The following is a 13,048-nucleotide window of genomic DNA, read 5'->3' as shown; positions in this document are numbered from 1 at the left end:
TACGAGTGAGATGAGACCCAGCCCGCCTCCGCAGCCGGTCCATTGAAGGCATGGCCATGTAGGACCGCTAGCGTAGCGTTGCTGTCAGGAGCATAGATTGATCTCTAGCCGTCGCATAGATGGTACGCGGACGTTTCAGCCGGTGACTAGTGATACCTTTCGTCAGGGTCTCGCCAAATCGATCCACAAAATCTGCCTTGTAGCTAGTGAGGCATTTAACCGCCGCTGGGATAGGAAGATGCATAAGCGCGGCGAGCTTCTGATCCATCGTGGCTCCGCCATCATAATGTTTGCTCGCAACTGTTTCAGGGGCGTGTCCAGTGATTGAATCAATAATGCTCTGGTCCACTGGTTTGCCGTCACGCCTAGCGTTGCGTAAATTTGTCTCCAACGTATGCCTGAACGAGTAAAGGCTTTTCCCATCGTTTGGAAGGTGGACGCCAATGGTGACCAAGTATCCATTGGGACTCTCGTTGAAGAATTTACCTGCTGCTTTAGCCCACCCTTCCTTGTTGTGCGCAGTGTTGCTTTCTCGGGACTGTAGATATGTCAGGCCATCACCGAAAAGTTTTTTCTGCTTGTTATGTCGCTGCTCATCCACGTAATCAAGGAAACCGATTTCTATCAGGCGTGGATGAATCGGCACGAGCCGCGCCTCACCCGTCTTGATTCGTTTCGCCTCAAAGGCATTTTGATCGTCAGCGCAGAAGTCAATGCATGCATGCCCATCAATATTTTTGACGTCTGCGGTGTCGAGCTGAGCTATCTCGTTGGTTCGTGCGCCGGTGAAATAACCCACTAGGGGAAGCCAGAACCAATAGGGGTATGCCTTCGTCCTATTCGCAGGCAATGCCCCTTGATAGATGTATCCAGAGAAAATTGTTTCTGAGTCTTTTGCTGAGAACGGAACACCGTCCCGGCTTCGTGGGGTCACCCTCTTCTCGATGGGCTTGATGATAAGGTCGTCTGCTCTGACAGTAGTTAAGTCGAGAAACCGGGCATGTTCTTGGATCTGCTTCATTGATGTAACGAGTGCGCCCACGCGCTCATGACCTGTCCTGAGCTCCGGGTCATCTGTCAGAAGCTCAACAAGCGGAGTGGGCGTCGGTGCTATCGAGGCGGTGGCGCCACTTCTCATTTTGCGAGCAGCGTCATAGGCGTCCTGCCAGTCGTGTTTCGTTAGCGACATGACCGGCCTGTGGTTAGTTAAAACAGTCATTACTCGGGCGCGTCTCTCTCGTTCCTCCAACGTGCCGCCGTGGTTGGCTTGTCCGCCCTTTGAAGAGCTGTCGGCTCTGTCGCGGGCAAGTTGGTGTTGCCAAACCTCATACAGCGTCCAATGTGCCTTGTCCGGGGCGGGACATACAGCATCCTTCAAAGTGGGCGCTTGGGAGTCGAGGGCTATATTTTGAAGCACTAGCTCATCCCGCAACCGGGGTAGCACTGTGCGGAGTTCAGTAGGCTGGTAGGGGGCTGATAACTCAAGCAACCTGCGTGCGAGCGGCTCTTGTTCCGGCGGGATAGGCCTGTGATAAGCGCCAGCCAACAGGCGTTCGACTTCGCTTCTCCGCTGACGGGTCTCAATTTCAGCATTGGACAGCTTAGGCTCTGGAGGGTCCTGCGGCCGCAATTCGGCTTCGCCCCATACCCCGTGCTGATTTTCGCCGGTGAGTTCGTCAAACAGCTTCCAGTCCTCCTCTGAGGGCTCGTAGTCGTCTTGTGCCGTCATGCTCAATACTCGATCAAAAACTGATTCTAAGCGCACAGCATGCTGCCTAGCACGCTTCACGGCTAGCCTCTGGCTGTCAGTCTTAAGTGATCGGCGAATCTCGCGTTTACCCTGGAGCAGTTTGCGAACGGGTGCCGGAATGACCATCCGGAAATAGTAAGTTCCGTGACGGTTGAGCGATAGGTAGGAGGGGAGGAGTTTCATGATGAGCACCGGTTGATGCCTCACCAGAGTGTCACGCCTTGGTGGCGCACTAGCTAAAAATGCTAGCTTCTGACAGCACAACGCCCCGAAAACGGGGCGCTGTGTAAGGATATGGTGGAGCCGGGGGGATTTGAACCCCCGTCCGCCAGTACTCCGCTGTCGGTACTACATGCTTAGCCGTGTCTATTAAGTTAACCCTCAGCGACCCGACGGGCAGGGTGCTTTGGGCGAGTTGTGTAAGTTTTAGTCGCTTCGTCCACAACGTACTAGGCGACGATCCTGTTCTATATGACAATCATTTCGGGTTTACAGGCATCCCCTGATGATTGCTGGAGCCGAAGCTACCAGAAGGAAGGCTAGCACCGCTTACGCGGCGAGAGCGTATTCCCCGTAGGTTTCGTCATTGGCAACTATAGAAAGTTGCAACAGTGGATTTACGAGTTCTGTTACCAACTCGGCATGCACCTAAAGTTTCATCACCGGCGTCGAATCCAAATCGGCCCCGAGACTGCTTTCGCAATCGCTGGGGCGCAGTGTACGCCAATTGGCGTGGCACGTCGACCCGTCTGCTGCAATCGTTCAGGCCAGCCTGAGTGGCTGGCCTGCTCGAAGGTTTACTTGGTGCCTTCGCTGCCCGAACCGGTGTTTTTCAGGGAAGTGATGGTCTTGGTGGTGATCTCAACGCATTTTTTCTCGTCATTCTGCGCTTGGGCCGCTTTGGCGTTCTTCACAGTGGTCTCGAGCATGGTCTTGTTTTCGGGACTCAGGTTAGTGCTGGACGAGGTGTTGGCGTTTTCGATGGTCTTGATGTTTGCAGCGCACAAATCATCGGCGGCAAAAACCGGCGAAGCCAACAGGGCGGCGCTGAGGAACAATCCAGTGAGGGCGGTACGCTTCATGTGTGTCTCCTTATAACCTGTGGACTCGGTATGGCCGGTATTTGAGGCCGTCGCCCGAGGGTTTGAAAGCCCGTTTAACAGTTGGGCCTAAAGGATTGACTGTGGTGTGACGCAGGCGTTCTATTTTATTTTCGGAATACTGCGAAATAGCCACATTGCGCATTCAAGCACCAAAATGAGGCGATCTTCGCTTTGGGGTATCGAACGGGTTGAAGCGGGGGAGTGGAGAGGGGGGTGGGGATAAAGGGGTGGATACGAAGTGCCAAATGTCCGGGTCAGGACATTTGGCACACGCCAGCGCCAGGGGCTAGTCTTCCTTGCCTTTGGAGCGCACGGCACGCTGCAGCTCACGGTCCGAATCGCGTTCACGTTCGGTGTGGCGCTTGTCGTATTCCTTCTTGCCTTTACCCAGCGCAATTTCGCACTTCACCAGGTGCTCCTTCCAGTAAACGGAAAGGGCTACGCAGGCATAGCCTTTCTGCTGAACCGAGCTGGTGAGCTTTTCGAGCTCGCGCTTGTTCAGCAGCAGTTTGCGGGTGCGTGTCGGGTCAGCGATGACGTGCGTGCTGGCAGTCTTGAGAGGCGTGATGTGGCAACCCATCAGCCAGGCCTCGCCATCCTTGAGCAGCACATAACTGTCGACCAGCTGTACCTTGGTGGCACGCAGGCTTTTTACTTCCCAGCCAGACAGGACCAGACCGGCCTCGAACTTGTGTTCGATGAAGTAATCGTGACGCGCTTTCTTATTTTGCGCGATGGTCCCTGTAGGGTGTTTCTTGAGCTTAGCCATAGGGGGCGCATTATAGGCAGTTGCATCAATGTCGGCTACGGGAAAGCGCGTGCTTGAGCACAAAGGTTGAATCCCGGACAATGCGCGATCTTTTTTGGCTGGGCGTTTCGATAATGTCGACGGACAAGGTTTCGGTCCACGGTAGCTGGGCAAGTCGCTGGGTGTTCATCCTGGCTGCTACCGGCTCTGCTGTGGGGCTGGGCAGTATCTGGAAATTTCCGTACATGGTCGGTGCCTATGGCGACGGTGCATTTGTACTGGTTTTTCTGGCGTGCATCGCGCTGATCGGTATTCCGGTCATGATCGCCGAGACGCTGATTGGCCGTCGTTCCCGGCTCAGTCCTGCGAATGCGCTCAAGACGCTGGCGCAGGAAGCCGGGCATTCGCCGCGCTGGTCCTGGGGTGCGTTTGCCGGGATGATCACGGCGCTGCTGATTCTCTCCTTTTATAGTGTGGTGGGCGGCTGGTCGCTGGATTACATCATCGACATGGGGCGCGGCGACTTTCAAGGCGTGTCGCCGGATCAGGTCGGTGCGTATTTCGGCGCGGTGATTGCCGACCCATGGCGTCTGATTCTGTGGCACACCATTTTCATGCTGCTGTCGGCGGTGGTGATCGGCAAGGGTGTCGAGGCCGGGCTGGAGAAAAGCCTGCGCATCATGATGCCGATGCTGTTCCTGCTGATGCTCGCGCTGTTGGGCTATAGCCTGACCACGGGGCATTTCATGGAAGGCGTGCATTTCATGTTCGACTTCAACCCGGAGAAGGTGCTGGATGGCTTGCTGCCCGCGATGGGTCATGCGTTCTTTTCCCTGAGCGTCGGTGTCGGCTCGATCATGGTTTATGGCGCGTACATGACCAAAGGTGCGTCGATCAGCAGCACGGTCGTCGGTATCGCGTTGCTCGATACCTTCGTTTCGCTGTTGGCCGGCCTTGCGCTGTTCCCGATCGTGTTTGCTGCGGGCCTGAACCCCAGCGAGGGGCCGGGCCTTATGTTCGTCACGCTGCCTTACGCGTTCGGCAACGTCGCATTCGGCCAATTGATGGGCATCGTGTTCTTCGTGCTGGTGGCCGTCGCAGCCTGGAGCTCGGCGATTTCGTTGCTAGAGCCAATGGTCGCCTACTTGGTCGAGCGCACCCGTATTCGCCGCGCCTGGGTGACGTTCTGGCTGGCCTTTACCTGCTGGTTTGTGGGCCTCGGCACCGTGTTCTCGTTCAATATCTGGCAAAAAGCCAAGTTTTTCGTGAACGATGGAGGCGCATTCCACCTCTATCAATGGGGCGCATCGACTGGCCTGGACTTCTTCGGAGTCATTGATTTCTTCACTTCGCGGATCATGTTGCCGCTGGGTGGGTTGTGTTTTGTAGTATTCGCTGGTTGGGTGATGGGCCGTGAGACAGTGCGCGACGAATTGTCGATTCGCAGTCCGCTGCTCTTCAACCTGACGTACTTTTTGATGCGCTACGTGGCGCCGCTCGGCATTCTTGTGGTGTTTGCCGCTCAGCTCTGGAAATGACGCTCACATGACTACGCATATACAACGCTCTGCTTTACTGCCTTACCCGGCCGGGTTCCTTTATGACCTGGTCAATGATGTGGCTCGTTATCCCGAGTTCCTGCCGTGGTGTTCGTCCGCTACCGTGGTTGAAGCCAGTGAGGCGCAGATGCGCGCCAGCCTGGAGATCGCCAAGGGCGGTTTGAGCCAGAAGTTCATGACGCGCAACACGCTGGTTCCCGGCGAGTCGATCGTGATGGACCTGGTCGAAGGGCCTTTCGAACAGTTTCACGGCGTCTGGACGTTCAAGCCGCTGGGCGAGAAAGCCTGCAAGATCAGTCTGGATCTGTCCTTCGATTATGCCGGCACCCTCGTTCGCGCCACACTAGGGCCACTGTTCAATCAGGCAGCCAACACGCTGGTGGATGCGTTCTGCCAGCGAGCGAAAGAGCTGCATGGCTGACGCATCGATTCAGATAGAGGTGGTCTACGCCTCTGTACAGCGCCAGGCATTGAAGACGATTGATGTCCCGGCCGGATCTTCGGTACGTCAGGCGCTGGCACTCAGCGGTATGGACAAGGAGTTTCCCGAGCTGGATCTTGGTCAGTGTGCCGTGGGTATCTTCGGCAAAGTGGTGGCTGATCCTGCTGCGCGGGTGCTCGAGGCGGGTGAGCGGATAGAGATTTATCGCCCGCTGGTGGCCGACCCCATGGAGATCAGACGTCTGCGTGCCGCCAAGGCGCGTGAGAAAAGAACGCCTCCCGGCTGAACGCTGGCTGAATGGAAGGCACAAAAAAGCCCGGCATGCCGGGCTTTTTGTTGGGCGCTTTGGACTACCGGGTGTTGGTGTCCAGCGGCTCCTGGGTCGGGACCGGTACGGTCTCGACGCTGTCCACGTCCTTCTGGATTGTATCCAGCAATGAACCTGGCTTGGCCGGTTCTTCAGGCTGCTGCACTGGCTGGTTCTCTGCCGGGACAGTGGTGTCGCTGCCCTTGCCGAGAATGGCTTCATCGCGGCTGACGCCGGGCATGAAGTCGCCAGACAGGCTCACGAGCTGGTCATTGCCGTTGAATATAAGGCTGACACGCTCCTGCTGGCGTTCACCGCCACCTGGTTGCAGGCTGTACAGGTAATCCCACCGATCGGAGTGGAAAGTGTCGGTCAACAGGGGGTTGCCCATGATAAACCGTACTTGCCGCCGGGTCATTCCGGGGCGTAACTGGTCTATCATGTCCTGCGTGACGACATTACCCTGCTGGATGTCGATTTTGTAAACCCCGGGGAATGAACAACCGGCGAGTGCGAGCAGTCCCACGAAGGTGAAACTGGTTAGCAAGAGCTTGGTGTTTTGCATCGGTGGGCGACTTCCACTATCTTGGCTGGGACAACGTAAACTCCGATCATACCTGCATTAAGAGAAGCTGCGAAGCAGCGTCTGCGAGAAAGCTGACCATGGTTGAAAATAACGAACTACGTAAAGTAGGACTCAAGGTAACCTTACCGCGGGTCAAAATACTGCAAATGCTCGATTCTGCAGAGCAACGCCACATGAGTGCCGAGGATGTCTACAAGGCTCTGATGGAGGCCAGCGAGGACGTCGGTCTGGCCACGGTTTACCGTGTTCTGACTCAGTTCGAGTCCGCTGGACTGGTGGTGCGCCACAATTTCGATGGCGGTCATGCGGTATTCGAGCTGGCTGATGGCGGCCACCACGACCACATGGTCAACGTGGAGTCGGGTGAGGTGATCGAATTCTTCGACGAAGAAATCGAGAAGCTTCAGAAAGCCATCGTCGAAAGACACGGCTTTGACCTGGTGGACCACAATCTGGTGCTCTACGTCCGCAACAAGAAGGCGTAATCAGCAACAGGGGCGACCGCGGTCGCCTTTGTGCTTTCTATGGCTCAGCTTTTAGCCGTAACGACCATCTTTTTGGCGTGCGCCAGAGATTCCTTGGTCAGGTCGATGCCGCCCAGCATTCGGGCGACTTCCTCTATACGTTCAGTCTTGCTGAGCTTGGACACGGCGGTGCGCGTTGCGTCGTTGTCCCGCACCTTGTGCACGAACAGGTGCTGATGGCCCTGCGCCGCGACCTGCGGCAGGTGAGTGACGGTCATGACCTGGCCGCGCTCGCCCAGGCGACGCAGCAGTTGCCCCACGATCTCGGCGGTCGGCCCGCCAATCCCCACATCCACTTCGTCGAATACCAGTGTCGGCACCCGCGAAGTTTGTGCGGTGATGACCTGAATCGCCAGGCTGATGCGCGACAGTTCGCCACCCGACGCGACTTTCGCCAGCGCTTTCAATGGCTGGCCGGGGTTGGCGCTGACCAGTAGCTCTACCTGCTCCAGGCCGTGAGGCGAGGGTTCTACGCTGGCGTTGGCTTTGAGGTCGATCTGGAAGCGGCCGCCGGGCATGCCCAGACGATGAATTTCCTGTTCTACAGCGCTGGCCAGTTTCGTCGCCGAATTGTGGCGCAGGTCGCTCAGCTCGCGGGCTTTATCCTGATAGTGCCTGGCAAATGCCTGCACTTCATGCTCCAGCCGTTCGATGGATTCGTCGTTGGCATTCAGTGTTTCTATTTCATCCAGCAGCTTTTGTTGCAGTGTCGCGACTTCGCCCGGCTGGATGCGGTGTTTGCGCGCCAGTGTGTAAATGGCATCGAGACGTTCTTCAAGCTGTTGCAGCCTGGCCGGATCGGCATCGAAGTGATCCAGAAAACGATTCAGTTCGCCTACCGCTTCTTCTACCTGTATCTGCGCGCTGGACAGCAGCCCTGTGGCCTCGCTGAGGGCGGAGGGTGAATGGTCGACGCTGCCAAGACGATGCAGGCTGGCGGTCAGGGCATTGAGTACGTTGCCGGAATCGCTTTCGCTGCACTGCTCGACCACTTGTCGGCAAATGCTCAGCAGGCTTTCGGCGTTGGTCAGGTCCTTGTGTTCCTGTTCGAGCTGTTCAAGCTCGTTTTCACCCAGGCTCAGGCTTTCCAGTTCTTCGAGCTGATAGCTCAGCAACTGATGCCGTGCGCGTTGCTCGTCACCCGAGTTGGAGAGGCGTTCGAGCTCCTGCCGCGTCTGCCGCCAGCGCTGTGCAGCGAGATGGACCTGACGGGCCAGATCGGTCGCACCCGCGTATTCGTCGAGCAGGCGTCGATGGGTATCGGTCTTGAGCAGCGACTGGTGCTCATGCTGGCTGTGAATATCGATGAGCAATTCGCCCAGCGCTTTAAGGTCGCCCTGAGGGCAGGGCGAGCCATTGATATAAGCGCGTGACCGGCCTTCGGCCGTGATGACCCGGCGCAGGATGCAGGGGCCGTCGTTGTCCAGGTCGCGCTCTTTGAGCCAGGTCTGTGCCTCGGGAATGTCGCCCAGGTCGAACGTGGCCAGGATGTCGGCCTTGTCGGCGCCTGGCCGGACCACGCCGCTGTCGGCACGGTCGCCCAGGGTCAGGCCGAGGGCGTCGAGCATGATCGACTTGCCCGCGCCGGTTTCGCCGGTGATGACGCTCATGCCTCGATCCAGTTCAAGGTCAAGGTGTTCGACGATGGCGTAGTTGTGTACGGAAAGGTGCACCAGCATTGAGCGGCTCCCGGGCTGTTTGTCTGGTTATTTATACAGTGTTTTATTTGTGGCTGACAATGCCCTTGCTTAGCTCGATTTGATCGGTCTGTGGTGGTTTTTAGTCCCTCTTGTGTCAAGTCGCCATTTTTTGGTGGGCTGGAATCCGGATTATTTGTCAGGGAATGCGTATCTCGATCACATGAAACCCTTGAAGCCGGAAAATCCGATCCCATATAGGTGGGCAGAAGCGCGAATCGGGATCGCGGACGTCTTTAGAGGAGAACATGTATGGCTGACGAACAGAATCTGGATGCGCAGGCGCAGGATCAGGCTGCCGAAGCGGGCGCGGGTGATGAACTGACAACTCGCGTGCAGGTGCTCGAAGAGCAACTGGCTGCTGCGCAGGACCAATCCCTTCGCGTGGCTGCGGATCTGCAGAATGTCCGCCGCCGTGCCGAACAGGATGTTGAAAAGGCGCACAAGTTTGCGCTGGAAAAATTTGCCGGTGATCTGTTGCCGATCATCGACAGTCTGGAGCGAGGCCTTGATCTGTCCAGTCCGGACGATGAAAGCATTCGCCCGATGCGTGAAGGCATCGAGCTGACCTTGAAGATGTTCCAGGACACCCTCAAGCGTTATCAGTTGGAAGCCATCGATCCACACGGTCAACCGTTCAGTGCCGACCAGCACCAGGCTATGGCCATGCAGGAAAGTGCCGACGTTGAGCCCAATACGGTGCTCAAGGTATTTCAGAAGGGTTATCAGCTTAATGGTCGCCTGTTGCGCCCGGCCATGGTCGTGGTCAGCAAGGCACCGTCGCCTGCAACGCCGTCAATCAACGAGCAGGCTTGAAATCAGCTGTAAGGCCCCCATTTAAAGGTCAAGCGTTTAAGAGCTACCGCACGGTGTAAACGCACTGGCGGCAACCCAATCCAAGTTTTGCAAGTTTCGGGAGAGTCAAAGATGGGCAGAATTATCGGTATCGACCTGGGGACTACCAACTCCTGCGTCTCCATTCTGGAAAACGGTAACGTCAAGGTTATCGAGAACGCCGAAGGTACTCGTACTACACCTTCGATCATTGCTTATGCAAATGATGGTGAGATCCTGGTCGGTCAGTCCGCCAAGCGTCAGGCGGTCACTAACCCGCACAACACCCTCTATGCGGTAAAGCGTCTGATCGGTCGCAAGTTCGAAGAGGAAGTCGTTCAGAAAGACATCCAGATGGTCCCTTACAAGATCGTCAAGGCTGACAACGGTGATGCCTGGGTTGAAGTGAATGGCCAGAAAATGGCGCCTCCTCAGATCTCCGCTGAAATCCTGAAGAAAATGAAGAAGACTGCCGAAGACTATCTCGGTGAAGCGGTTACCGAAGCGGTCATTACCGTTCCGGCCTACTTCAACGACAGTCAGCGTCAGGCTACCAAGGACGCTGGCCGTATCGCCGGTCTGGACGTCAAGCGCATCATCAACGAACCTACCGCAGCTGCACTGGCTTACGGTATGGATAAGGCCAAGGGCGACCACACTGTCATCGTTTATGACCTGGGTGGCGGTACCTTCGACGTTTCGGTCATCGAGATCGCTGAAGTCGATGGCGAGCACCAGTTCGAAGTGTTGGCCACCAACGGCGACACGTTCCTGGGTGGTGAAGACTTCGACATTCGTCTGATCGACTACTTCGTCGACGAATTCAAGAAAGAAAGCGGCATGAACCTCAAGGGTGATCCGCTGGCGATGCAGCGTCTGAAAGAAGCTGCCGAAAAAGCCAAGATCGAGCTTTCTTCCAGCACCCAGACCGAAGTCAATCTGCCGTACATCACTGCAGACGCAACTGGTCCTAAGCACCTGGTAGTGAAGATCTCCCGCTCCAAGCTGGAATCGCTGGTTGAAGACCTGGTTCAGCGCACCATCGAGCCTTGCCGCATGGCGTTGAAAGACGCGGGTATCGATATCAGCAAGATCAACGACGTGATTCTGGTCGGTGGTCAGACGCGTATGCCGCTGGTGCAGAAGCTGGTGACCGAGTTCTTCGGCAAAGAAGCACGTAAAGACGTCAACCCTGACGAAGCCGTTGCCATGGGTGCTGCCATTCAGGGCGCAGTATTGGCTGGTGATGTCAAAGACGTTCTGCTGCTGGACGTCAGCCCGCTGACCCTGGGTATCGAAACCATGGGCGGCGTGATGACTGCGCTGATCGAGAAAAACACCACGATTCCTACCAAGAAATCCCAGGTGTTCTCGACTGCCGATGACAACCAGAACGCGGTAACCATCCACGTCCTGCAGGGCGAGCGTAAGCAAGCCGGTCAGAACAAGTCGCTGGGCAAGTTCGACCTGGCCGAGATTCCACCTGCTCCACGTGGCGTGCCACAGATCGAAGTGACCTTCGACATCGACGCAAACGGCATCCTGCACGTTGGCGCGAAAGACAAGGCCACCGGCAAGCAGCAGTCCATCGTGATCAAGGCCAACTCCGGTCTGTCCGAGGAAGAAATTCAGCAGATGGTTCGTGATGCTGAAGTCAACTCCGAAGAAGATCGCAAGTTCGAAGAGCTGGCCTCTGCCCGTAACCAGGGTGATGCGCTGGTCCACTCGACTCGCAAGATGATCGCTGACGCGGGTGACAAGGTCACTGCTGAAGAGAAGACTGCGGTAGAAGCTGCACTGGTTGCTCTGGAAGCCGCTATCAAAGGCGACGACAAGGCCGCCATTGAAGCCAAGGTTGAAGAGCTGTCCAAGGTTTCCGCGCCAATCGCTCAGAAGATGTACGCCGAGCAGGCTGAAAACCCGGACGCTGCGGCCAAGCCAGCTGAAGAAACTGCCAAGGCTGACGATGTTGTCGACGCCGAGTTTGAAGAAGTAAAAGACCACAAGTAAGCGCAGGCTCACTTGAAAGCCGGTTGACCTCTTTCGAGCGCTGACTGGTAGGATGTCGCCGCGCGGGAGCTTGCTCCCGCGTTGGCGTGTCTGGAACAAGCAAAAATTTCGGCGTGCGGAGTTGCTCCGCAAGCCACGTGGCAAGATCGCGACGCTCCTGCGTGGCGAATCATTCTGCCGCTTTCTCGGCCGGATGCATCTGGCTCTGAACGAAGACCAGGATCGTTGAATCGACGTGAGTTGGGTCCGGGCCTGTATGGGGCTCAACGAGTTTGGTGTGGCTCAGGAGAGCTTTCGCCGAACGTCCTCAAGAGTGCGGAAGAATTATGGCAAAGCGTGATTATTACGAAGTGTTGGGAGTGGAGCGAGGCTCCAGCGAGGCGGACCTGAAGAAGGCTTATCGCCGTCTGGCGATGAAGCATCACCCTGACCGCAACCCTGATGACAAAGCATCGGAAGAGCTGTTCAAAGAGGCCAACGAGGCCTACGAAGTGCTTTCCGACGCCAGCAAACGCGCGGCCTACGATCAGTATGGCCATGCCGGTGTCGACCCGAGCATGGGTGGCGGCGGTGGTTTTGGTGGCGGTGCCGGTGGCGCCAACTTCTCCGATATCTTCGGCGATGTGTTCAGCGACTTCTTTGGCGGCGGCCGTGCCGGTGGCGGCGGTGGTCGTGGCGGCGCTCAGCGCGGCAGCGACCTGCGCTATACGCTGGAGCTGAATCTGGAGGAGGCAGTTCGCGGTACTAACGTGAATATCCGCGTTCCGACGCTGGTCAACTGCAAGCCATGCGACGGCAGCGGTGCCAAGAAGGGTTCTTCGCCTGTCACATGCCCTACGTGCGGTGGTATTGGTCAGGTGCGCATGCAGCAGGGTTTCTTCTCTGTGCAGCAAACCTGCCCGCGCTGCCACGGCCACGGCAAGATCATTTCCGATCCGTGCGATTCCTGCCATGGCGAAGGCCGCGTCGAAGAGTCCAAGACGCTTTCCGTCAAAGTGCCGCCAGGTGTCGATACCGGTGACCGCATTCGTCTGTCTGGCGAAGGCGAGGCGGGTACCCAGGGTGGCCCTGCCGGCGACCTGTATGTCGTGATCAATGTGCGCGAACACGCGATCTTCCAGCGTGACGGCAAGCACCTGTTCTGCGAAGTGCCTATCAGCTTCACCGATGCAGCGCTGGGCGGCGAGCTTGAAGTGCCGACGCTCGACGGTCGCGTCAAGCTGAAAATCCCCGAAGGTACCCAGACCGGCAAGCAGTTCCGCTTGCGTGGCAAGGGCGTCGCTCCGGTGCGTGGCGGCGGTGCCGGTGACTTGATGTGCCGTGTTGCAGTCGAAACCCCGGTCAACCTGAGCAAGCGCCAGCGCGAGCTGCTTGAAGAGTTCCGCACCTCGCTTGAAAACGACGAGTCTCACTCCCCGAAAGCCAGTGGCTGGTTTGAGGGTGTGAAGCGTTTCTTCGGCGATCTGTAAGGCTATCAACGGGAGCAGG

Annotated in this window: 12 protein-coding genes and 1 other RNA gene; 7 read left to right on the top strand and 6 right to left on the bottom strand. The window is 57.1% G+C overall.

What is annotated here, in order from left to right; genetic code table 11:
- Nucleotides 1–67: 67 nt before the first annotated feature.
- The 4 genes from BLR16_RS07190 to smpB form a co-directional block, all read right to left on the bottom strand.
- A complete protein-coding gene (locus BLR16_RS07190; protein ID WP_074805403.1) occupies nucleotides 68–1,933 on the bottom strand; it encodes a site-specific integrase in 1,866 nt (621 codons plus the stop codon).
- A 112-nt stretch (nucleotides 1,934–2,045) separates the two neighbouring features.
- Nucleotides 2,046–2,437: a transfer-messenger RNA gene (gene ssrA, locus BLR16_RS07185) on the bottom strand.
- 110 nt (nucleotides 2,438–2,547) lie between these two features.
- Complete coding sequence (locus tag BLR16_RS07180; protein WP_003364180.1) at nucleotides 2,548–2,832, bottom strand: hypothetical protein; 285 nt, start codon at nucleotides 2,830–2,832, stop codon at nucleotides 2,548–2,550.
- A 307-nt stretch (nucleotides 2,833–3,139) separates the two neighbouring features.
- Nucleotides 3,140–3,622, bottom strand: a complete 483-nt coding sequence (smpB, locus tag BLR16_RS07175; protein ID WP_003313649.1) for an SsrA-binding protein SmpB — start codon at nucleotides 3,620–3,622, stop codon at nucleotides 3,140–3,142.
- A gap of 113 nt (nucleotides 3,623–3,735) precedes the next feature.
- Between smpB and BLR16_RS07170 the strand changes: the two genes are divergently transcribed.
- From BLR16_RS07170 to BLR16_RS07160, 3 genes are read left to right on the top strand one after another with little or no spacing between them, the layout of a single operon-like run.
- Nucleotides 3,736–5,139 (top strand): sodium-dependent transporter, encoded by a 1,404-nt coding sequence (locus BLR16_RS07170; RefSeq protein WP_092194208.1) that lies wholly within the window; start codon nucleotides 3,736–3,738, stop codon nucleotides 5,137–5,139.
- Between the two features lie 7 nt (nucleotides 5,140–5,146).
- Nucleotides 5,147–5,581, top strand: a complete 435-nt coding sequence (locus BLR16_RS07165) for a type II toxin-antitoxin system RatA family toxin (RefSeq protein ID WP_003431552.1) — start codon at nucleotides 5,147–5,149, stop codon at nucleotides 5,579–5,581.
- A complete protein-coding gene (locus BLR16_RS07160) occupies nucleotides 5,574–5,888 on the top strand; it encodes an RnfH family protein (protein WP_054082028.1) in 315 nt (104 codons plus the stop codon). The genes BLR16_RS07165 and BLR16_RS07160 overlap by 8 nt, the downstream gene beginning before the upstream one ends.
- 64 nt (nucleotides 5,889–5,952) lie before the next feature.
- Here the strand turns inward: BLR16_RS07160 and bamE are convergent, their stop codons facing one another.
- The gene (bamE, locus tag BLR16_RS07155; RefSeq protein ID WP_003431549.1) at nucleotides 5,953–6,474 is read right to left on the bottom strand and encodes an outer membrane protein assembly factor BamE; all 522 of its coding nucleotides are present in this window, start codon (nucleotides 6,472–6,474) and stop codon (nucleotides 5,953–5,955) included.
- A 98-nt stretch (nucleotides 6,475–6,572) separates the two neighbouring features.
- On the opposite strand from bamE, the gene fur reads away from it, so the two are divergent.
- On the top strand, nucleotides 6,573–6,980 hold the full coding sequence (gene fur / locus BLR16_RS07150; protein ID WP_003313643.1) for a ferric iron uptake transcriptional regulator: 408 nt from the start codon (nucleotides 6,573–6,575) through the stop codon (nucleotides 6,978–6,980).
- 44 nt (nucleotides 6,981–7,024) lie between these two features.
- Here fur and recN read toward each other — a convergent pair whose 3' ends face one another.
- The gene (gene recN, locus BLR16_RS07145) at nucleotides 7,025–8,698 is read right to left on the bottom strand and encodes a DNA repair protein RecN (protein WP_003431547.1); all 1,674 of its coding nucleotides are present in this window, start codon (nucleotides 8,696–8,698) and stop codon (nucleotides 7,025–7,027) included.
- Nucleotides 8,699–8,968: 270 nt separating this feature from the next.
- Here recN and grpE point away from each other — a divergent pair, with 270 nt between their 5' ends.
- The 3 genes from grpE (at nucleotide 8,969) to dnaJ (ending at nucleotide 13,029) form a co-directional block, all read left to right on the top strand.
- Nucleotides 8,969–9,532 (top strand): nucleotide exchange factor GrpE, encoded by a 564-nt coding sequence (grpE, locus tag BLR16_RS07140; protein WP_003313642.1) that lies wholly within the window; start codon nucleotides 8,969–8,971, stop codon nucleotides 9,530–9,532.
- 111 nt (nucleotides 9,533–9,643) lie between these two features.
- The gene (gene dnaK, locus BLR16_RS07135; protein ID WP_003431542.1) at nucleotides 9,644–11,560 is read left to right on the top strand and encodes a molecular chaperone DnaK; all 1,917 of its coding nucleotides are present in this window, start codon (nucleotides 9,644–9,646) and stop codon (nucleotides 11,558–11,560) included.
- Nucleotides 11,561–11,886: 326 nt separating this feature from the next.
- Complete coding sequence (gene dnaJ, locus BLR16_RS07130; RefSeq protein WP_092194180.1) at nucleotides 11,887–13,029, top strand: molecular chaperone DnaJ; 1,143 nt, start codon at nucleotides 11,887–11,889, stop codon at nucleotides 13,027–13,029.
- The last annotated feature ends 19 nt before the right edge of the window (nucleotides 13,030–13,048 follow it).

Origin of the sequence: Pseudomonas sp. BS3767, assembly GCF_900099665.1 — a bacterium.
GTDB classification, from domain to species: domain Bacteria; phylum Pseudomonadota; class Gammaproteobacteria; order Pseudomonadales; family Pseudomonadaceae; genus Aquipseudomonas; species Aquipseudomonas cerasi.
The sequence above is the reverse complement of the archived record's forward strand: the minus strand, read 5'-3'. Positions and strand labels throughout refer to the sequence as shown.

Bases quoted from the DNA above. Each gene is read 5' to 3' on its own strand.
- smpB (WP_003313649.1), bottom strand. From the start codon at position 3,622: ATGGCTAAGCTCAAGAAACACCCTACAGGGACCATCGCGCAAAATAAG.
- BLR16_RS07170 (WP_092194208.1), top strand. From the start codon at position 3,736: ATGTCGACGGACAAGGTTTCGGTCCACGGTAGCTGGGCAAGTCGCTGG.
- grpE (WP_003313642.1), top strand. From the start codon at position 8,969: ATGGCTGACGAACAGAATCTGGATGCGCAGGCGCAGGATCAGGCTGCC.
- BLR16_RS07165 (WP_003431552.1), top strand. From the start codon at position 5,147: ATGACTACGCATATACAACGCTCTGCTTTACTGCCTTACCCGGCCGGG.
- dnaK (WP_003431542.1), top strand. From the start codon at position 9,644: ATGGGCAGAATTATCGGTATCGACCTGGGGACTACCAACTCCTGCGTC.
- fur (WP_003313643.1), top strand. From the start codon at position 6,573: ATGGTTGAAAATAACGAACTACGTAAAGTAGGACTCAAGGTAACCTTA.
- dnaJ (WP_092194180.1), top strand. From the start codon at position 11,887: ATGGCAAAGCGTGATTATTACGAAGTGTTGGGAGTGGAGCGAGGCTCC.
- BLR16_RS07190 (WP_074805403.1), bottom strand. From the start codon at position 1,933: ATGAAACTCCTCCCCTCCTACCTATCGCTCAACCGTCACGGAACTTAC.
- recN (WP_003431547.1), bottom strand. From the start codon at position 8,698: ATGCTGGTGCACCTTTCCGTACACAACTACGCCATCGTCGAACACCTT.
- BLR16_RS07180 (WP_003364180.1), bottom strand. From the start codon at position 2,832: ATGAAGCGTACCGCCCTCACTGGATTGTTCCTCAGCGCCGCCCTGTTG.
- bamE (WP_003431549.1), bottom strand. From the start codon at position 6,474: ATGCAAAACACCAAGCTCTTGCTAACCAGTTTCACCTTCGTGGGACTG.
- BLR16_RS07160 (WP_054082028.1), top strand. From the start codon at position 5,574: ATGGCTGACGCATCGATTCAGATAGAGGTGGTCTACGCCTCTGTACAG.